This window comes from Roseovarius arcticus (assembly GCF_006125015.1).
In the GTDB taxonomy this organism is placed as follows: Bacteria; Pseudomonadota; Alphaproteobacteria; order Rhodobacterales; family Rhodobacteraceae; genus Roseovarius; species Roseovarius arcticus.
On record NZ_SZZN01000001.1, the window covers coordinates 3,826,211 to 3,845,562 of the forward strand.

Below are 19,352 nucleotides of genomic sequence, written 5' to 3' on the forward strand. Positions count from 1 at the left end.
GAAAACTGTGGCAGTTGCAAGTTTGCTAGACATGGAGGACATCAGTGTGAAATAAAAATTTAGCTAGGGACCATAAGTTGAGGTTATCGCCGTGATCAATGCCCGCCAGTTGGAGGTGCTCTGCGCCGTGATCGAGTTGGGGACCACAGCCAAAGCGGCCGAGGTGCTGGCCGTCAGTCAGCCGGCTGTTAGCAACATGATCCGACATGTCGAAACACTCGCCGGTTTCGCCCTGTTCGAGCGCGAGAGGGGCCGCCTGACCCCGACGCCCGAGGCGCGCCATATCGCGCAGGAGGCGCAGCACCTTTTTATGCAGCAGCGCCGGGTCTCATCGATTATCGAAGAGTTGCGCGGCGGTATGACTGGGCGGTTGAGCATCGTTGCGACCCCATCAATCGGGCAGCGTATCCTGCCGCAGGTGCTAGCCAAATTTCTCGAATCGCGGCCCAAGCTGAATGTAACGCTGGATCTGGGCCATACCGACCAGATCGCCAATCGACTGGTTAGCGGGCAGGCCGAACTGGGGCTGTCGATTAGCCAGCCACGTCATTCCGCGTTGACGGTGCGGCCGATTGCCGACGCGCAACTGCTATGCGTCTGCCTCGAGGGGCATGAGTTGGCGCTATCGCGGGTGGTACGGATTGAGGCGCTGAACCATGCGCGTCACATTTCGTATTCGTCCGAAACACCTCTCGGCCAGATGATCGACGCCGCGTTTTCCCAGCGCGGACTGGAGCGGCGCTATTTCTTTGAGGTGCGCCATACGATGGCCGCGCTTGAGTTGGTTGCGAACGGTGTGGGCGTGGCTCTGGTCGACAGCTTTGCTCTGGCGGGGCGCGATCTGGCGGGTATGGCACTGCGCCCAATCAATCCGGTGATGGACTTAAAGGCATATTCGGCAACGTCAAAGCTCTTTCCAACCTCAAATGTCGCGCTCCAATTTCAGAGCTTTTTCAGTCAGTATGTGGCCGAGCATCTCCAGATGATCCCGTCACCATCTGATGAGTAAATATAATTTGGTATTATAGATGCGCCCATTTTTTTAATTTCAAAGTTGTTGATGGCTGTGCTTTGCATGAGTTAACTTAGGTTGGCAGCTGCCGGCGGACAAAGTGGGAAGTGCATTCAGACCATGCCAGACACGATCCTCACCATCGCGGACGCAACCAAGCGGTATGGCCCAGTGAATGCCCTCGATAATGTTAACTTAAAAGTTGAAGAGGGCGAATTTCTCACCCTTCTGGGGCCGTCGGGATCGGGTAAAACGACGCTGCTATCAGCTATCGCAGGCTTTGCCCCGCTGACCGAGGGGCGCATAGATCTGCGCGGCCGCGACATTACCGGCGAGCCGCCCGAGCACCGCGATTTCGGCATGGTGTTTCAGGGCTACGCCTTGTTTCCGACGATGACCGTGCGCGATAATATCGCCTTTCCGCTCAAGGTGCGTAAGCGCCCCGCTGCCGAGATCAAGAAGCGTGTCGAATACTGCCTGGGTCTGGTGCAAATGGAAGAGTTTGCCGATCGAATGCCGACGCAGATGTCGGGCGGGCAGCAGCAACGCATTGCACTGGCGCGCGCGCTGTCTTTCGAGCCGCAGGTTTTGCTGCTGGACGAGCCATTGTCGGCGCTAGACAAGAAGCTGCGGGCAGACCTGCAATGGGAGTTGAAGTCCCTGCATGACAAGCTTGGCGTTACATTTATTTACGTCACCCACGATCAGGATGAGGCATTATCGATGTCCGACCGTGTCGTGATTCTCAAGGATGGTCGCATCCAGCAAGAGGGTGTGCCGGATACGCTGTATAATCATCCGCGCAACAGCTTTGTGGCTGATTTTCTGGGCAAGTCCAACTTTCTAGAATTACCAGTCAGCGCACGCGAGGGCGATGCGCTGACATGCACCATTGGTGACACAGAATTCCCGGTGATGGCACCGGGGGCCGCTGCCACTGACGATGTATTGAACGTAGCGCTGCGCCCTGAGCGGATTCGTCTGGATCAACCGGGCCAAGAGATGCTGGACGGCACCATTCGGCAGGTTAGCTATCTGGGCGAGCGGTGCCTCGTGATGGTTGACCATGAGGCGACCGGCACGCTGATGATATCGCAACCTACATGGAAGGCAGGTGTGACGCCGCGCGCTGGCCTGCCCGTCAGCTTTGGCTGGGACGCGGACGCCTGCGTCGTGCTGGAGCCGGGTGGCTGAAAGACCATGATTTCCAACGCGGGGCGGCGCACGGTCGCCCTGGCCACTAAAAACAACGGGGAGTTAAGATATGACCGATTTCAATGATACCACTGACCACGAGGCGAAGGCCGACCTGATCGAGATCGCCGCCTACAGGTACAAAGAAGGCCTGCTGACGCGCCGTGGCTTTGTCGCGGCAATGATGGCGCTGGGCGCGCTGCCCGCGCTCAGCGGCAAGGCGATGGCGCAAGCCAAGGAGATCGTGGTCGTCAACTGGGGCGGAGAAGCCTCGGAGGTGCTGCAGAAGGTGATGGCTGATACCTACACCGCCGAGACCGGCATCCCGGTGATTGTCGACGGCTCCGGCCCCTCGGGCGGCAAGATCCGCGCCATGGTAGAAAGCGGCGCAGTAGTCTGGGATCTGTGCGACAGCGGCATGGGCACCGCGATCATTCTTGAGCAGCAGGGCGTGATCCAGCCAATCAACTACGACATCGTCAAACGCTCCGACGTGCTGGAGCAGGCCGCTTACAAAAGCGCGGTGGGCAATTACGTCTATTCCTATGTGCTGGCTACCAACCCCAAGATGCTGGGTGGCAACGTGCCACAGACATGGGAAGACGTGTGGAACGTCAAGGATTTCCCAGGGATGCGTACCTTCCGCAAGTCGGTCCGCGGGATGCTGGAATCGGCCACCATGGCGCAGGGTGTGCCCATGGAAGAAGTTTACCAAGTGTTGGATACCGAAGACGGCATTGATGCCGCGATCGACAAGTTCCGCCAGATCCGCGACCACATCATCGTCTGGGGATCCGGCAGCGATAGCCAGAACCTGTTTCTTCAGGAGGAGGTCTCGATCGGCAATATCTGGTCGACCCGCGCGCATCTTCTCAAGGACCAAATGGACGAGGAGAGTTTCTCCGCCAGCTTCGATGGAGGCGTTTTGGCCCCAGGTATGTGGGTTGTGCCGAATAACAATCCCGCCGGTAGCGACGAGGTAATGAAATTCATTGCCCACACCCAGAAGCCTGAATTGCAGGTGCAATGGCTGGAATTGATCGGATCGGGCCCGGCTAACCCCGCAGCAGCGCCATTGGTGCCCGAGCATCTGCAAAAGTGGAACCCGACCAGCCCGGAAAACATGGCCAAGCAGATATTCTATAACGATGAATGGTACGGCAAAAACCAAGTCGCAGCCGAAGAGAAATACATCGACGCGCTGATCAACTGATCGCGCTTTGACGCCAGGGTGGGCGCGAACATGCGCCCACCCTGAACCTGCCCTGAATAGCCCCGAGGATGTCATGCCGCGTCTGCCCGACCGCTTAAGATACTGGTTTCTGGTGCTCCCGGCGCTGGCGATCATGATCGTGTTCTACATCTGGCCGCTTTTGGGGATCTGGCAGATCTCATTTACCGAGCCGGAGGCCGGCGTTGCGAATTATACCCGCATGTTCGACTCTAGCGCGGTCACGACCAGCTTTATCATCACATTCCGCATTGCCATCCAGACCACAATAGGATGCCTGATTCTGGGCTATATCGTGGCCTATGTGATCAGCAATTTCGCCCGCCGGGCAAAGCCGCTGATGATCGCGCTGGTATTGCTGCCCTTCTGGGTGTCAGTGCTGATCCGCTCGTTTTCGTGGATTGTCCTCTTGGGCAGGTCGGGCATCGTTAACGACAGTTTGATCGGCGCGGGGCTGATTGATAGCCCCCTGCGCCTGATGCACAATGAATTCGGCGTCGTTCTGGCGATGATCCACGTGATGCTGCCTTTTGCCGTGCTGCCAATGATGGCTAACATGCGCGGCATATCGGGCGCCTATGTCGATGCTGCGCGCGGCCTCGGCGCCAGCGAATTCACCGCCTTTCGCAAAGTCTATTTCCCGCAAACGATGCCGGGCGTTATGTCAGGCGCGCTGTTGGTTTTCGTGCTGTCGCTGGGTTTTTACATCACGCCGGCGCTGCTGGGTGGCGGGCGCGTCCTAATGATCTCGGAATATATCACCTACCAGATTCAGGAATTCCTGAACTGGGGCCTCGGCTCGGCACTGTCGGTGGCGCTGCTGGTGGCAACGGCAATCGTAATCCTCATCGCCGCGCGCTTTGTCAATCTTCGTAGTGCGTTGTTGGAGCGTGGCTCATGAAGACGTCGGGTTTCCGCATCTTCTTTATGACTGGCGCGTGGATGGTTCTGGCGTTCCTTTTGCTGCCGATCCTCGTGGTGATACCGGTATCATTGACCGACACCAGCTATATTGGCCTGCCAAAAGAGGGTCTGTCGCTACAGCATTATGCCGCCTATTTCCAAGATCCCCGCTGGATGGCCGCAACTTGGACAAGTATCTGGATCGGCGTTGTTGTCGCCGTCTGCGCTACGGTGCTGGGCACAGCCTTTGCCATCGGGTGCTGGTTCTTGTCAGACCGCGCGTCGACTGTCGCGCGGTGGATTCTGATCACACCCATTTTGGTGCCGCCAGTGGTCCAGTCGCTAGGCTTCTACCGCTTTTGGGTGACGCTGGGGCTGATCGATACGAATACTGGCGTGATACTGGCGCATACTTTGCTGGCGCTGCCGTATGTGTCGATCTCGGTTTTTGCGGCGCTGGCCAATCTTGATCGCCGTATCCCGCAGGCGGCGCGTAGCCTTGGCGCGTCGGTTTGGCAGACGGTGCGCGCTGTGGTCCTGCCCGCTGCTATGCCGGGTATGGTGACGGGCGGTATATTTGCCTTCATCGTCAGCTTTGACGAGATTGTCGGCGTGCTGTTCATCACCGTGCGCAACGTCTCGACCCTGCCCAAGAAGATATGGGAGGGTATTCAAGAGGACATTGATCCCACCATCGCGTCAGTGGCGACCATGCTGGTGATACTGACGCTGATTGTCACCGCGATTACGATCTGGCGGGGCCGGGCCAGTGCCTGAAATGGCAGGGCGATACCTGCTGAAAAACGCGCTTCATGTCGCGCATGAGGGGCGTGTGCCTGTTCTGCGCACCGGCGCGATCGCGATTGAGGGCGGCCGTATCGCCGCCATCACGGACGATCTGAGCGGGACAAATTTCGACGCATTCGAGCCGATTGATATGACCGGGCGGCTGATCAGCCCCGGCTTTATCAACAGCCACACCCATGCGGTGCTGCTGGCCCTGCGCGGCACGGTCGAGGATATCGAGGGCAACCTCGTCTACCAGTATATGGTGCCCGCATCCTACCTGTTGCAGCCGGACGAACGCGCGGCTATCGCGCGGCTTGCTTGCGCCGAGGCGATCCGCTGCGGCACCACCACAATGGTCGATCCGCTGCGACATGTTGCCGATTATGCGCCTGCGATGATCGCAACGGGGATGCGCCTGTGGCTGGCCGAAAGCTGCGCAGACGCGGTCACCACCGAGGTGGGCAGTGGCACGTACCGATTTGACCGCGAATTCGGCGAGACATTTTTGACGCGCACCCAGCAGCTGATCGAGCGGTTTCACGGGTCCGAGGATGACCGCGTGCGCGTCATCATGGCCGCCCATGCACCCGACAATTGCAGCCCTTGGATGCTGGGGCAGGTGACGGAGCTGGCGCGCAAACATGGCCTGCGCCGTACCATCCATCTGAGCCAGATCATCAGCGAAAAGAGCCAAGTCGAGAAGCTGCACGGCTGCACATCTACAGAGTACCTCGCGCAGAACAATTTTCTGGGCGAGGACTTGCTGGCCGTCCACTGGACATTTTGCAACGACAGCGACGTGAGGACGCTAGCAGATAGCGGCACGCGCCTGATCCATTCACCTGCGTCGATGTCAGCCAAAGGGCCGCATCCGCTTCCGATGAAGGCGATACTGGATGCGGGCGTGCGGATCGCACTGAGTACTGACAACATGACCGAGGATATGTTTCAGTCGATGAAGGCGGCGTTGATGCTGCACAGGGGCGCCTATCAGCGGTCGGTGACGCCCGGCCCCGGTGATGTTTTTAACTATGCGACGCTGAACGGCGCCGAGGCGTTGGACCATGACGGGATTGGCAGCATCGCTGTTGGGAAATGCGCAGATCTGGCGGTGATTGATTTGCAGACACCGGTGATGGCGCCGCGCCTGTCTGCAATCTCGAATCTGGTGCATTACGGACATCCGGGTATTGTGACGGATACGATGGTTGCGGGCCGGTTCTTGATGCGGGATCGGGTCCTGACCACGATGAACGAGGCTGATGCCGTCACCGAGGGGCAGGCGGCGACCGATGCGATGTGGACGCGATTTGCTGCCAGCGGTGCAAGCGTGCCGATGCCATCGCGTGATCCGGTCTGATACCGAAAGGGGTGTATCCATGACATTTTCCATCATCGGCAGGTGCGAGCGGACGGGCGCCTTTGGCGCGGCCATTACCACCTCTGACCTCGCGGTCGGATCGCGCTGTGTGCGCTTGGCTCATGGCAAGGGTGCGGTCCTGTCGCAGCACCGCACAGATAGCCGTCTTGGTGATCTTGGCATCGCACTTTTGAAAGACGGACTTGAGGCTAACGATGCATTGGCCCGCGTCTGCGCCTCTAGCGAACATATCGACTGGCGGCAGGTCGGCGTGCTGGATGCCAGCGGGAGGGCGGCGGTCTATCACGGACGGCGCATGTACTCGATCTATTCGCATACCGCGCGGCCGAACTGCCTCGCGCTGGGAAATATTTTGGATAATGACGGCGTGACTGCGGCGATGGCAGATGCCTTTGGCGCCAATGACGCCAGCCCGCTTGCGGACAAGCTGATGCGCGCGCTGGAGGCGGGCCGCGATGCGGGCGGTGAGGTCATGGGCCAGCTGAAATCTGCCGCGTTGCGCGTGTCGGGCGAGCATGGGATCGACACCTATGATTTGCGCATAGATATATCAGAGGGCGATGCCGTGGCGGATCTGCGCGGGCTCTATACCGCCTATCGCGACCGCGAAGATCGGCTGCGCTGCGTTGCACTTACACCCGATCAGGTGCCAGTCTCGCGCAGCTTGTTTGAGGCGAGCGTGGCGCGCATCTCCAGTTTGGGTCTAGAGGCGCGTTTTCCTGTGGCGCGCAATGCGGATGACTGGACGTTGCAGTAAGGTTTAACAGATTAGAGGCACGCATGACCTTTCGCGGTGAGCAGATTTACTGGATGGAAACGGCGGGCAGCGTTCCAGAGGGGGCGCGTGCCCTGCCCGCGAAGGTCGATGTGGCCATCGTGGGCGCGGGCTATACTGGATTGACCGCAGCGCTGCATCTGGCGCGCGCCGGGCGCAGTGTGGCGGTATTCGATGCCAAAGTGCCGGGCTTTGGCGCGTCGTCGCGCAATGGCGGAATGGTCGGGCCGGGTCTGCACAAGCTGGGGATTACCGGCCTCACCCGCACCTATGGCGAGGACCAAGCGATTGCTATTCTGGGCGAGGGTCTAAAGGCACTAAGCTATCTTGAGGCATTCGTCGCAGATGAGGGCATTGATTGCGATCTGCAAATGACAGGGCGTTTTCGCGGCGCACGCACGGCCGCTCAGTACGAGGCGTCGGGGCGTGAGTGCGACTGGCTTCAGGCTAAGATCGGCCTGCCGTCGCATCACGTCAGCCGCGCAGACCAGCGATCTGAAATTGGCAGCGATTTTTATCGCGGCGGTGTGGTTTATGCGCGTGACGGCGGAGTAAATCCGCGCAAGCTTCTCTTGGGCATTGCTGCACGCGCGGTTGAGGCGGGCGCGCAGATATTTGCGCCCTGCGCGGTTATGGGTCTGCGCCGAGATGGAGCAGGATGCGCCGTGCAGACGGCGCGCGGGACCATCAATGCGCGTGAAGTCGTGCTTGCTACCAATGGCTATTCGGACAGGCGCAGCGCGGCGCTAAACCGGCGGGTCGTCCCTTTGGAAACGGGTGCCTGCGCGGTCGGCCCGCTCAGCCCGGAGCTGATGGCCGAGCTAACGCCCAAGGGCCGGATGCACGCCGAGGCCGCTCGCGTTTTCATGTGGTACCGACCTACGCCCGATGGGCGCTCATTCATCTTTGGCGGCAGGTTCGGTGCGGGCGGCATGGCAGTAGATGCGCGCGCGGCAGCGTTCCGTAAGGCATTTTGCCGTGTTTTCCCTCAGCTGGAGAATGCGCCCATCTCGCATATCTGGTCCGGCCAAATCGCCTATACCACCGATCACTCACCCCACTTGGGATACTACGAGGGCGTTTGGATGGCGGGTGGGTATTGCGGATCGGGCGTAACGCGCAGCATCTATTTCGCCACCAAACTGGCGCGCCGGATGTTGGGGCAGCCCGGCAGCGAGACAGCGTTCGACGATCTGCCATTCAAGCCGGTGCCATTTCGCCCGTTCGCACCATGGGGGGCGGGCATGCTGATGCGAAAGTATCAGATGCAGGACGACCGCGAATTGAAGGCACGGGAGTAGCGCCATGGAGTTTGACACCGTCATTCACGGCGGGACCATCGTCACCGCGTCCGAGCAGTATCGCGGCGATATCGGCATCACAGAAGGCCGCATTGTGGCCGTGGCCGAGCGACTGGACGGCGGGTCGCGCCGCATAGATGCAGGTGGCAGGCTCGTCATGCCGGGCGGTATAGAGGCGCATGCACATATCGCGCAGGAAAGCGCGTCGGGCATCATGACGGCGGATGATTATCTGTCAGGCTCGATCTCGGCGGCGTTTGGCGGCAATTCGTCTTTCATTCCATTCGCCGCGCAACATCGCGGGCAGTCGATTGATGATGTGATCGCCACCTATGATCGACGTGCGGCGCCATCGGTGATCGACTATTCCTACCATCTGATCGTTTCGGACCCGACCGAGGCGGTGCTGACCGATCAACTGCCGCGTGCCTTTGCGCGGGGCATCACGTCGCTCAAGGTGTTCACAACCTACGATTTGCTAAATATTGGCGACGCTGGGATGCTCGATATTCTGAGCGTTGCGCGGGATTACGGCGCTCTGACCATGGTTCACGCGGAAAACCACGCGATGGTTGCGTGGATGAACCGTGAGTTGGCATCGCGCGGTATGATTGCCCCGAAATATCACGCCATATCCCGGCCAGAACAGGCCGAGGAGGAAGCAATCAATCGTGCGATCATGCTGGCGCAGCTAGCGAATGCCCCGCTCTTTGTTGTACATGTGTCCACTGCTGGCGGCGCTGCGCGGGTACAGCGGGCCCGCGCCGAGGGCGCGATGGTGTTTGCCGAGACATGCCCGCAATACATGGCCCTGACGCGCGATGATTTGGACCGGCCCGGAATGGAGGGTGCAAAATACATATGCTCGCCTCCGGTGCGGGATACGGCCACGCAGGATGCGCTATGGCGGCACGTGCAGACGGGCACATTCGACAGCGTCAGCTCGGATCATGCGCCCTATCGCTACGATGAGACTGGCAAGCTGATGCACGGACCGAACGCGCCATACCCCAAGATCGCAAACGGCATGCCGGGGATCGCCGCGCGCCTGCCATGGCTGTTTAGCGAAGGGGTCGTGGCTGGTCGGTTGCGGCCTGAGGATTTTGTCGCGCTGACGTCGACCAATGCGGCACGGATATTTGGCGTAGCCAAAAAGGGCCGGATTGCGCCCAGCATGGATGCCGACATTGCGATCTGGAATCCTGAGACCGTCCGCACCGTCACGCTAAAGGACCAACATGACAATATGGACTATACACCCCTTGAGGGGATGGAACTGACCGGCGTGCCCGAGATCGTGATGAGCCGCGGCGCTGTGATCGTCGAGAATGGACAGTTGCACGCCAAGGAGGGGCAGGGCAGGTTCGTCGCCCGCTCGCGCGTTGATTTGACCGGACGGCCCGGCGCACCAGTCAAAGAGACGGCGCTGATGCGCGCCGCCGAAGGGTCACAATGAACGGGACGATATTGTTCATCAACCCAAACTCGTCGCAGCAGGTGACGGACGGTATCACCCGCGCGTTGGCGCCTATGCAGCTAGCCGATGGCCCCCCGTTCGAGGCGGTCGGCATCCCGCACGGACCGCTCACCATTTCCAGCGCCGAGGATGCTGCGCGCGCCGCCGTCAATGTGGCGGATATGGTGCGGGCGCGGCCAGACTGTAGCGCTTACGTCATCGCCTGCTTTTCTGATCCGGGGCTAGAGGTGGCACGCAGCCTGACATCGCGTCCGGTTCTGGGCTTGCAGGAGGCGGGTATACTGGCCGCGCTGGGCCGCGCCGACCTCTTTGGCATTGTCGCACTGGGACCGGCATCGGTGGCGCGGCACCGCTTGCGAATTCGCCAGATGGGCGTTCTGGGCCGTATAGTAGATGAGCTGCCACTGGATAGCGCCTCGGCCGAAGATGTCGGCCACTCGGACGCTATATTTGAGCAGACGGTGCATTTGGGTCAACAGCTAAAGGATCGTGGCGCGGGCGCGCTGGTACTGGGCTGTGCAGGTTTCGCCCCGCGCCGGGCTGCGCTGGAGGCGCGGCTGGGCATGGCAGTGATCGATCCGGTGCAGGCGGCGGGCGCATTGGCGATCGGCGCCGTGCAGAGCTAGCGCCGGGAGACGGGATCTCACGGCGCCAGCGTTTCGCGAGAAGAGCCTAGATAACCGCGGTTGCCTCAGTAGATTTGGCCCGGCGGCGCACCAGATCTGTCGCAGGTTTGAAGCTGCTTGATTGGGCCGCGGCCCACCAATCTGCATATAACGTGTCTTCAGGCGCGTCGATCAAGATGCCCTTGGGTAGGAACGCGTGGATCAGGTCCATCGGCAGTGCCGCCTCAGGCCCGGTACGGTGCATCATATGATGCGGCTCCAACTCACTGGGATGTTTGAGCCCGGCGGCAGCGACCATATCCACCAGCGCCTCAACCGTTTTTTGATGAAAACGGGCCGAGCGCGGGCCTTGCACCTCGGGGATCAAGCCGCGCTGGCGGGCCGCGTTCTGGGTGGCGACGCCGGTAGGGCAGGTATCCATATGGCAGCGCTGCGACTGGAGGCATCCCACCGACAGCATAAAGGCGCGCGCGGCGTTGCACCAATCAGCCCCCAGCGCAATGTTCTGAGCAAGCCCCATGCCGGAATAAACCTTGCCCCCTGCGACCAGTTTGATGTCATCTTTGAGGCCGCAGCCGACCAGTGCGTTGCGCATGAGGATCAGCCCTTCGGTAAGGGGCATACCGACCCAGTCAGACAGCTCTAGTGGCGCGGCACCCGTGCCACCCTCGCCGCCGTCAACGACGATGAATTCGGGCTTCATGCCTGTTTCTAGAATCGCCTTCATCATGGCGAACACCTCATAGGGCTGCCCGATGCACAGTTTGAGCCCCACAGGCTTGCCGCCCGACAGATCACGCATCTTGGCGGCGAATTCCAGCATTTCGATCGGCGTGGAAAACGCCCTGTGACCGCGCGGAGACAGACAGTCCTTGCCCTGCTCAACCCCGCGCACGCGTGCGATTTCGGCAGTTACTTTGCTGCCCGGCAACATGCCGCCATGGCCGGGCTTGGCGCCCTGACTCAGCTTGATCTCGGTCATCTTTATTTGGTCGCGGATGGCGGTATCGCGGAACATCTCTGGGTCGAAATTGCCGTCCTTCGTGCGCGCACCGAAATACCCCGACCCAATTTCCCATACCAGGTCACCGCCATGTTTGGCGTGGTGATCGCTAACGCCGCCCTCGCCGGTATCGTGATAATAGCCGCCCTTGGCGGCGCCAAGGTTCAGCGCCTGAATAGCATTCGCCGAGAGCGAACCGAAGCTCATGGCCGATACGTTCAAGATCGAAGCGCTATAGGGTTTGCTGGTCTGGTCATTGCCAACATGCACGCGCGGTGCAGGATCGGGATCATTTTCGGGCGTAATAGAATGCATGAGCCAATGGTAGGTGTGGGCGCTGGTGTCCCGCTCGGTTCCAAATGGATGCGTATCCGTCTCGCCCCGGGCGCGTGCATGGACGAGGTTGCGCGCATCAAACGAATAGGGCGTGCCGGACAGGTCATCCTCAACGATATAGGCGCGCAAGTACGGGCGGAGCTTATAGAACACCCAACGCACGCGGCCTGCGACGGGATAGTTGCGGGTGATAGTCCATGTTTTTTGGTTGCGGTCGTAGATACCCAAGGCGACCACTGGCAGAGTGGCGATAAGTACCAGCAGCCAGCGCGCGTCGATGAATGCAAGGCCGATGGCTAGGATCGACAGGGCAAATGCCGTGACGGGAATGATCGCGCGTTTGATGGTGTCCAGCATGAATGCCCCTATGAATGATGTCTGGCAGATAGCGCTCAGTGGTATCCGCGTCGACAGCTGCGGGCAAATATGATGTCGGTGTGGCCAGTATGGTGATCTCTGGAGTGTCGCGCGAGGAAGCATGACCATAAACCATAGATACATTGGCGCTCTGATCCGGTGGCCGCGATCCACTCGCCGCAATGCCCAAAATCGTGCTCAATTTCACTCTCTATATAGGGGCAGGAATTTGACGTGGAATTGCAGGTGTGTTTTCGCCCTTTTTCTAAGACTCTAAACCGTGCGCGGCGCCTCTTTATGACGGTGGACCCCGTTTGAAGGCGAGCGGTGTCAGCGAAACAGCTGAATCAGGAGTGGCTTGGAGACGCATTTGACCCAAGAGCACGTTTTCACGAGACGCGTAGGCGCAGCTGATGGCGCGCCCGTGCGAATCCCTCGGCGATCTTGTGGCAAGAGGATGGCGCGAGTCGGCTTCTGGGGTAGCGATTCCCAGGCACAGGTCGAAAAACACCGAGTCGGCGACGTATTTTTCCACAATTTCATGACCTCTTCCGACACCTGAACTGATTTCTGACCAAGAATCGGACCCCGCAGGGAAGAATCGTGACATTCGATGCCGAGTCGCGGCCGTGATTCACCCGCTTAGTGCTCCGAATCCGGGAATCTTCACGTGGTTAGGCCGATGAGAGCTCCGATTTGCCGCTTTGACCTAGAGGAACCGAAGCAATATAATTGCGCATGAGCGATAATCGCCGAAACAAACGGTACCTAACCCTCTAATTTTATACGAAAATCAGGAAAACGTACAAAAAGTGGGTCTTTGCTGAAAAAAGGGGTTGCGGGTCTGAGCATCAAACCGTAAACCCCACCTCACCGGCGGCGCTGAGGCGCACAACGGGACGCCAGACGGGACAACGGAGCGACGCTCCAGCGGCCTTGACGGCAACGGAATACAGAGTTAGATGAAGCGGACCGCGCAAACGATTTAGCGCAGTCGGTTGATTTTGTCTCTGGGGTCTTGGCCCCAACGTTCTTTGAAACTGATAGTATCTGAAGAGATATGTGGGCGGTTTGGTTCATTCGATGAACAGACAACTGCACATATATCGCGCTAGTAGGGGCAACCCGATGATCTAGTGTCAGCTTCACTGTTTGGACGGCTTTCGGTTTCTGATGAAACCAAAAGCACAACAGACAGTAACGTCCCGGCCTTTGCCGGTTGGGACACATATGTGCAGAGGTTCGAACGTCAAGGATAAGCTAGCAATAGCTTTTCAACTTGAGAGTTTGATCCTGGCTCAGAACGAACGCTGGCGGCAGGCTTAACACATGCAAGTCGAGCGAGACCTTCGGGTCTAGCGGCGGACGGGTTAGTAACGCGTGGGAACGTACCCTTCTCTAAGGAATAGCCACTGGAAACGGTGAGTAATACCTTATACGCCCTTCGGGGGAAAGATTTATCGGAGAAGGATCGGCCCGCGTTAGATTAGATAGTTGGTGGGGTAATGGCCTACCAAGTCTACGATCTATAGCTGGTTTTAGAGGATGATCAGCAACACTGGGACTGAGACACGGCCCAGACTCCTACGGGAGGCAGCAGTGGGGAATCTTAGACAATGGGCGCAAGCCTGATCTAGCCATGCCGCGTGAGTGATGAAGGTCTTAGGATCGTAAAGCTCTTTCGCCAGGGATGATAATGACAGTACCTGGTAAAGAAACCCCGGCTAACTCCGTGCCAGCAGCCGCGGTAATACGGAGGGGGTTAGCGTTGTTCGGAATTACTGGGCGTAAAGCGTACGTAGGCGGATTAGCAAGTATGGGGTGAAATCCCGGGGCTCAACCCCGGAACTGCCTCATAAACTGCTAGTCTAGAGTTCGAGAGAGGTGAGTGGAATTCCGAGTGTAGAGGTGAAATTCGTAGATATTCGGAGGAACACCAGTGGCGAAGGCGGCTCACTGGCTCGATACTGACGCTGAGGTACGAAAGTGTGGGGAGCAAACAGGATTAGATACCCTGGTAGTCCACACCGTAAACGATGAATGCCAGTCGTCGGGCAGTATACTGTTCGGTGACACACCTAACGGATTAAGCATTCCGCCTGGGGAGTACGGTCGCAAGATTAAAACTCAAAGGAATTGACGGGGGCCCGCACAAGCGGTGGAGCATGTGGTTTAATTCGAAGCAACGCGCAGAACCTTACCAACCCTTGACATAGATATCATACTTTCCAGAGATGGATCGGTCAGTTCGGCTGGATATCATACAGGTGCTGCATGGCTGTCGTCAGCTCGTGTCGTGAGATGTTCGGTTAAGTCCGGCAACGAGCGCAACCCACATCCCTAGTTGCCAGCAGGTTAAGCTGGGCACTCTATGGAAACTGCCCGTGATAAGCGGGAGGAAGGTGTGGATGACGTCAAGTCCTCATGGCCCTTACGGGTTGGGCTACACACGTGCTACAATGGTAGTGACAATGGGTTAATCCCCAAAAGCTATCTCAGTTCGGATTGGGGTCTGCAACTCGACCCCATGAAGTCGGAATCGCTAGTAATCGCGTAACAGCATGACGCGGTGAATACGTTCCCGGGCCTTGTACACACCGCCCGTCACACCATGGGAGTTGGTTCTACCCGACGACGCTGCGCTAACCCTTCGGGGAGGCAGGCGGCCACGGTAGGATCAGCGACTGGGGTGAAGTCGTAACAAGGTAGCCGTAGGGGAACCTGCGGCTGGATCACCTCCTTTCTAAGGATGTTTCTAGCAGACTGGCTTGCCAGTTTCGTGAAACACTTAGCACGATCAGCAAACAAAGCTGATCACATCAATCAGGTTCATTCGTGGATCTGATTTGGGCCAATCCGTCCTCATATCTCTTCAGACAGTTTTCAGGCCTACCGGCCTGTATGGGTCGGTAGCTCAGGTGGTTAGAGCGCACGCCTGATAAGCGTGAGGTCGGAGGTTCAAGTCCTCCTCGACCCACCACGTCATTTTGCATTGCAAAATTGACTAACTGGGGCCTTAGCTCAGCTGGGAGAGCGCCTGATTTGCATTCAGGAGGTCAGGAGTTCGATCCTCCTAGGCTCCACCAAGTCATTTCAGCCAAATGACGTACTCGATTGTACCGTTAAGCACTGTGCGCAGTTCTTAACCGTCCAATCGGACGAATTGACATCGTAAAGAGAGATACAAATAACGACATTGTTGATGTCCGCGAGTAAGCGGTACATCTCAGTTCGGTGCTGGAGGATTTCGATCCAAAAGTGAGCGTATGACATGGTTGTTTCCTCGACCATCCATGCGTTTGCCAACTGAAAGAGACAATGTCGTCCAAGTCAAGTATACTAACCCGGATACAGTTCTGCACGGTTCTGTATCCTGTGTAATCCGTAAGGATTGCACATTGTCTGGTCGCATGTCGGCCAGGCGGGAAACAAAGTATGACTTTTGTTCCAGATAAAAGGCCCCTTTAGTTACCAGCTGGGGAGCCGCGTCAGACGCAAGTCTGTCTTTTTCTGGATCAAATCAAGCGCGAAAAGGGCGTTTGGTGAATGCCTTGGCAGTAAGAGGCGATGAAGGACGTGATACTCTGCGATAAGTCATGGGGAGCTGAGAATAAGCTTTGATCCATGAATTTCCGAATGGGGCAACCCACCTGATACTGTGTTATTATTGCTCTTAGGAGCAGCTAATAATGCGGTAAAACAGGTACTTATAGACTGAATACATAGGTTTATAAGAGCAAACCCGGAGAACTGAAACATCTAAGTACCCGGAGGAAAGGACATCAATATGATACTCCCCTAGTAGCGGCGAGCGAACGGGGACCAGCCGAGCCTTGAGTGTGAATAGAACGTGTTGGGAAGCACGGCCATAGAGGGTGATAGCCCCGTATATGAAGCATGATAGGACGTATTAAGTAGGGCGGAACACGTGAAATTCTGTCTGAAGATCGGAGGACCACCTTCGAAGGCTAAGTACTCCTTACTGACCGATAGTGAACCAGTACCGTGAGGGAAAGGTGAAAAGCACCCCGACGAGGGGAGTGAAACAGTACCTGAAACCGAACGCCTACAATCAGTCGGAGCTTGACTGGACTCTAATGACAATCTGCATCACTAAGGTGCAAATTATGACAAGGAAATGAATATGTCGGATCTAGCCGTTGTTACGGATGGTACCTTCGCCGTTGTCGGCCTCGTTTTGGGGCTAATCAACATGGGCATCAATCATTGCCCAAACGAAGGCTGCTTGGCCAAGAATGAGCGCACGCCATATCTTGGACTATCCGTCGGCGACCTGGTGTTTCAAGAGAAACATGTCGGTGAAGAAATCTTCATCAGAAAACAAACAGGGATCGCTCGCGGACCTTTCCAATACACCTACGGTGTTTCTGTCACCGATGAGGGTGGACTTTGGTTGGGAATGGGTAACACGACGACATACTCGACACCGAATGATCGGTGGTACGCACAATTTCACGCGATGCCTGGGCTATATGCTCGTGGTGGCGATGTTGATCTGGGTGGTCCCATCGAATTTCGTTCCGGTATCGAGCTAGGCTATCAAAACCGCGAAGGTGTTCGCATAGGTCTTGGCGCCGACCATAGGTCGAACGCGGGCATCTATTCGAACAACCCCGGGGTTGAGACGGTTCATTTCCGTGTCTCAATACCAATGAAGTGATTGTCATTAGTGTCCAGTCTTGTGACGGCGTACCTTTTGTATAATGGGTCATCGACTTGGTCTATCTAGCAAGCTTAAGCCGTTAGGTGTAGGCGCAGCGAAAGCGAGTCTTAATAGGGCGAATGAGTTAGATGGATCAGACCCGAAACCGAGTGATCTAGGCATGACCAGGATGAAGGTTAGGTAACACTAACTGGAGGTCCGAACCCACACCTGTTGAAAAAGGTCGGGATGAGTTGTGCCTAGGGGTGAAAGGCCAATCAAACTCGGAGATAGCTGGTTCTCTGCGAAATCTATTTAGGTAGAGCGTCATCCGAATACCCTCGGGGGTAGAGCACTGGATGGGTAATGGGGCCTCACCGGCTTACTGATCCTAACCAAACTCCGAATACCGAGGAGTAATAGATGGCAGACAGACTGCGAATGCTAACGTCCGTAGTCGAGAGGGAAACAACCCTGACCTACAGCTAAGGCCCCTAATTCATGGCTAAGTGGGAAAGCAGGTGGGACGACCAAAACAACCAGGAGGTTGGCTTAGAAGCAGCCATCCTTTAAAGATAGCGTAACAGCTCACTGGTCTAAATAAGTTGTCCTGCGGCGAAGATGTAACGGGGCTCAAGCCATGAGCCGAAGCTTAGGATGCCGTAAGGCATGGTAGCAGAGCGTAGTGTGAAACAGTTCCATGTCTCCTTAGCGGGTTCGCCCGCATTGGAGACGCGGAGCTTTCGATGAAGCCGGGGCGTGAGCCATCCGGTGGAGAGATCACTAGTGAGAATGATGACATGAGTAGCGACAAACAGTGTGAGAGACACTGTCGCCGAAAGTCCAAGGGTTCCTGCTTAAAGCTAATCTGAGCAGGGTAAGCCGACCCCTAAGGCGAGGCCGAAAGGCGTAGTCGATGGGAACCAGGTTAATATTCCTGGGCCAGATGGAAGTGACGGATCTCGAGGGTAGTTCATCCTTATCGGATTGAATGGGCTGCTTAGAGGTTCCTGGAAATAGCTCCATCGCTAGATCGTACCCTAAACCAACACAGGTGGACTGGTAGAGAATACCAAGGCGCTTGAGAGAACCACATTTAAGGAACTCGGCAAAATACCTCCGTAAGTTCGCGAGAAGGAGGCCCGGTTTTTACGCAAGTAGAGGCCGGGGGCACAAACCAGGGGGTGGCGACTGTTTACTAAAAACACAGGGCTCTGCGAAGTCGCAAGACGACGTATAGGGTCTGACGCCTGCCCGGTGCCTGAAGGTTAAAAGGAGGGGTGAGAGCTCTGAATTGAAGCCCAGGTAAACGGCGGCCGTAACTATAACGGTCCTAAGGTAGCGAAATTCCTTGTCGGGTAAGTTCCGACCTGCACGAATGGCGTAACGACTTCCCCGCTGTCTCAAATGTGGACTCAGCGAAATTGAATTGCCTGTCAAGATGCAGGCTTCCCGCGGTTAGACGGAAAGACCCCGTGCACCTTTACTACAACTTCGCACTGGCATCAGGATTGTGATGTGCAGGATAGGTGGTAGACTTTGAAGCAGGATCGCCAGATTCTGTGGAGTCATCCTTGAGATACCACTCTTCGCACTCTTGATGTCTAACCGCGGTCCGTTATCCGGATCCGGGACCCTGCGTGGTGGGTAGTTTGACTGGGGCGGTCGCCTCCTAAATCGTAACGGAGGCGCGCGAAGGTTGGCTCAGACCGGTCGGAAATCGGTCGTTGAGTGCAATGGCAGAAGCCAGCCTGACTGCGAGACTGACAAGTCGAGCAGAGACGAAAGTCGGTCATAGTGATCCGGTGGTCCCAAGTGGGAGGGCCATCGCTCAACGGATAAAAGGTACGCCGGGGATAACAGGCTGATACTGCCCAAGAGTCCATATCGACGGCAGTGTTTGGCACCTCGATGTCGGCTCATCTCATCCTGGGGCTGGAGCAGGTCCCAAGGGTACGGCTGTTCGCCGTTTAAAGAGGTACGTGAGCTGGGTTTAGAACGTCGTGAGACAGTTCGGTCCCTATCTGCCGTGGGTGTAGGATACTTGAGAGGAGTTGCCCCTAGTACGAGAGGACCGGGGTGAACGTTCCACTGGTGGACCTGTTGTTGCGCCAGCAGCAGTGCAGGGTAGCTATGAACGGACAGGATAACCGCTGAAGGCATCTAAGCGGGAAGCCCCCCTCAAAACAAGGTATCCCTGAGAGCCGTGGTAGACCACCACGTCGATAGGCTGGAGATGTAAGCGCTGTAAGGCGTTCAGTTGACCAGTACTAATTGCTCGATAGGCTTGATTTGATCCAGTAG

At 57.3% G+C, this 19,352-nt stretch carries 11 protein-coding genes, 2 tRNA genes and 2 rRNA genes; 14 read left to right on the top strand and 1 reads right to left on the bottom strand.

Annotated features, from left to right (window positions below; all coding sequences use genetic code 11):
* Nucleotides 1-91 precede the first annotated feature (91 nt).
* From MK6180000_RS18325 to MK6180000_RS18370, 10 genes are all read left to right on the top strand, one after another.
* A complete protein-coding gene (locus tag MK6180000_RS18325; protein ID WP_138936056.1) occupies nucleotides 92-1,009 on the top strand; it encodes a LysR family transcriptional regulator in 918 nt (305 codons plus the stop codon).
* Between the two features lie 123 nt (nucleotides 1,010-1,132).
* Nucleotides 1,133-2,206 (top strand): ABC transporter ATP-binding protein, encoded by a 1,074-nt coding sequence (locus tag MK6180000_RS18330; protein ID WP_138936057.1) that lies wholly within the window; start codon nucleotides 1,133-1,135, stop codon nucleotides 2,204-2,206.
* Nucleotides 2,207-2,276: 70 nt separating this feature from the next.
* The gene (locus MK6180000_RS18335; RefSeq protein WP_138936058.1) at nucleotides 2,277-3,419 is read left to right on the top strand and encodes an extracellular solute-binding protein; all 1,143 of its coding nucleotides are present in this window, start codon (nucleotides 2,277-2,279) and stop codon (nucleotides 3,417-3,419) included.
* A 73-nt stretch (nucleotides 3,420-3,492) separates the two neighbouring features.
* On the top strand, nucleotides 3,493-4,338 hold the full coding sequence (locus tag MK6180000_RS18340; RefSeq protein WP_138936059.1) for an ABC transporter permease: 846 nt from the start codon (nucleotides 3,493-3,495) through the stop codon (nucleotides 4,336-4,338).
* A complete protein-coding gene (locus tag MK6180000_RS18345; RefSeq protein ID WP_138936060.1) occupies nucleotides 4,335-5,117 on the top strand; it encodes an ABC transporter permease in 783 nt (260 codons plus the stop codon). The genes MK6180000_RS18340 and MK6180000_RS18345 overlap by 4 nt, the downstream gene beginning before the upstream one ends.
* Before the next feature lies 1 nt (nucleotide 5,118).
* Nucleotides 5,119-6,489, top strand: coding sequence for an amidohydrolase family protein (locus MK6180000_RS18350; protein ID WP_246040627.1), 1,371 nt, complete (start codon nucleotides 5,119-5,121; stop codon nucleotides 6,487-6,489).
* Nucleotides 6,490-6,508: 19 nt separating this feature from the next.
* Nucleotides 6,509-7,267, top strand: a complete 759-nt coding sequence (locus tag MK6180000_RS18355) for a DUF1028 domain-containing protein (RefSeq protein WP_171054687.1) — start codon at nucleotides 6,509-6,511, stop codon at nucleotides 7,265-7,267.
* Between the two features lie 23 nt (nucleotides 7,268-7,290).
* Entirely contained in the window at nucleotides 7,291-8,586 is a 1,296-nt protein-coding gene (locus MK6180000_RS18360; protein ID WP_138936063.1) for an NAD(P)/FAD-dependent oxidoreductase, read from the top strand.
* A gap of 4 nt (nucleotides 8,587-8,590) precedes the next feature.
* Entirely contained in the window at nucleotides 8,591-10,042 is a 1,452-nt protein-coding gene (gene hydA, locus MK6180000_RS18365; protein ID WP_138936064.1) for a dihydropyrimidinase, read from the top strand.
* On the top strand, nucleotides 10,039-10,689 hold the full coding sequence (locus MK6180000_RS18370) for an aspartate/glutamate racemase family protein (protein ID WP_138936065.1): 651 nt from the start codon (nucleotides 10,039-10,041) through the stop codon (nucleotides 10,687-10,689). The genes hydA and MK6180000_RS18370 overlap by 4 nt, the downstream gene beginning before the upstream one ends.
* A gap of 46 nt (nucleotides 10,690-10,735) precedes the next feature.
* Here MK6180000_RS18370 and MK6180000_RS18375 read toward each other — a convergent pair whose 3' ends face one another.
* A complete protein-coding gene (locus MK6180000_RS18375; protein WP_138936066.1) occupies nucleotides 10,736-12,385 on the bottom strand; it encodes an FMN-binding glutamate synthase family protein in 1,650 nt (549 codons plus the stop codon).
* 1,275 nt (nucleotides 12,386-13,660) lie between these two features.
* On the opposite strand from MK6180000_RS18375, the gene MK6180000_RS18380 reads away from it, so the two are divergent.
* The 4 genes from MK6180000_RS18380 to MK6180000_RS18395 all read left to right on the top strand — a co-directional run bounded on the left by MK6180000_RS18380 (nucleotide 13,661) and on the right by MK6180000_RS18395 (nucleotide 19,343).
* Nucleotides 13,661-15,128 (top strand): 16S ribosomal RNA (locus tag MK6180000_RS18380).
* A 160-nt stretch (nucleotides 15,129-15,288) separates the two neighbouring features.
* Nucleotides 15,289-15,365 (top strand) — tRNA-Ile (locus MK6180000_RS18385).
* Between the two features lie 30 nt (nucleotides 15,366-15,395).
* Nucleotides 15,396-15,471, top strand: a tRNA-Ala gene (locus tag MK6180000_RS18390).
* Nucleotides 15,472-15,903: 432 nt separating this feature from the next.
* A 23S ribosomal RNA gene (locus tag MK6180000_RS18395) occupies nucleotides 15,904-19,343 on the top strand.
* Together the 16S and 23S rRNA genes with 2 tRNA genes alongside form the textbook arrangement of a ribosomal RNA operon.
* The last annotated feature ends 9 nt before the right edge of the window (nucleotides 19,344-19,352 follow it).

Excerpts from the sequence above, each read along its gene's own strand:
- MK6180000_RS18360 (WP_138936063.1), top strand. The coding sequence starts at position 7,291 with ATGACCTTTCGCGGTGAGCAGATTTACTGGATGGAAACGGCGGGCAGC.
- MK6180000_RS18350 (WP_246040627.1), top strand. The coding sequence starts at position 5,119 with ATGGCAGGGCGATACCTGCTGAAAAACGCGCTTCATGTCGCGCATGAG.
- MK6180000_RS18340 (WP_138936059.1), top strand. The coding sequence starts at position 3,493 with ATGCCGCGTCTGCCCGACCGCTTAAGATACTGGTTTCTGGTGCTCCCG.
- MK6180000_RS18330 (WP_138936057.1), top strand. The coding sequence starts at position 1,133 with ATGCCAGACACGATCCTCACCATCGCGGACGCAACCAAGCGGTATGGC.
- MK6180000_RS18370 (WP_138936065.1), top strand. The coding sequence starts at position 10,039 with ATGAACGGGACGATATTGTTCATCAACCCAAACTCGTCGCAGCAGGTG.
- MK6180000_RS18335 (WP_138936058.1), top strand. The coding sequence starts at position 2,277 with ATGACCGATTTCAATGATACCACTGACCACGAGGCGAAGGCCGACCTG.
- MK6180000_RS18355 (WP_171054687.1), top strand. The coding sequence starts at position 6,509 with ATGACATTTTCCATCATCGGCAGGTGCGAGCGGACGGGCGCCTTTGGC.
- MK6180000_RS18375 (WP_138936066.1), bottom strand. The coding sequence starts at position 12,385 with ATGCTGGACACCATCAAACGCGCGATCATTCCCGTCACGGCATTTGCC.
- MK6180000_RS18345 (WP_138936060.1), top strand. The coding sequence starts at position 4,335 with ATGAAGACGTCGGGTTTCCGCATCTTCTTTATGACTGGCGCGTGGATG.
- hydA (WP_138936064.1), top strand. The coding sequence starts at position 8,591 with ATGGAGTTTGACACCGTCATTCACGGCGGGACCATCGTCACCGCGTCC.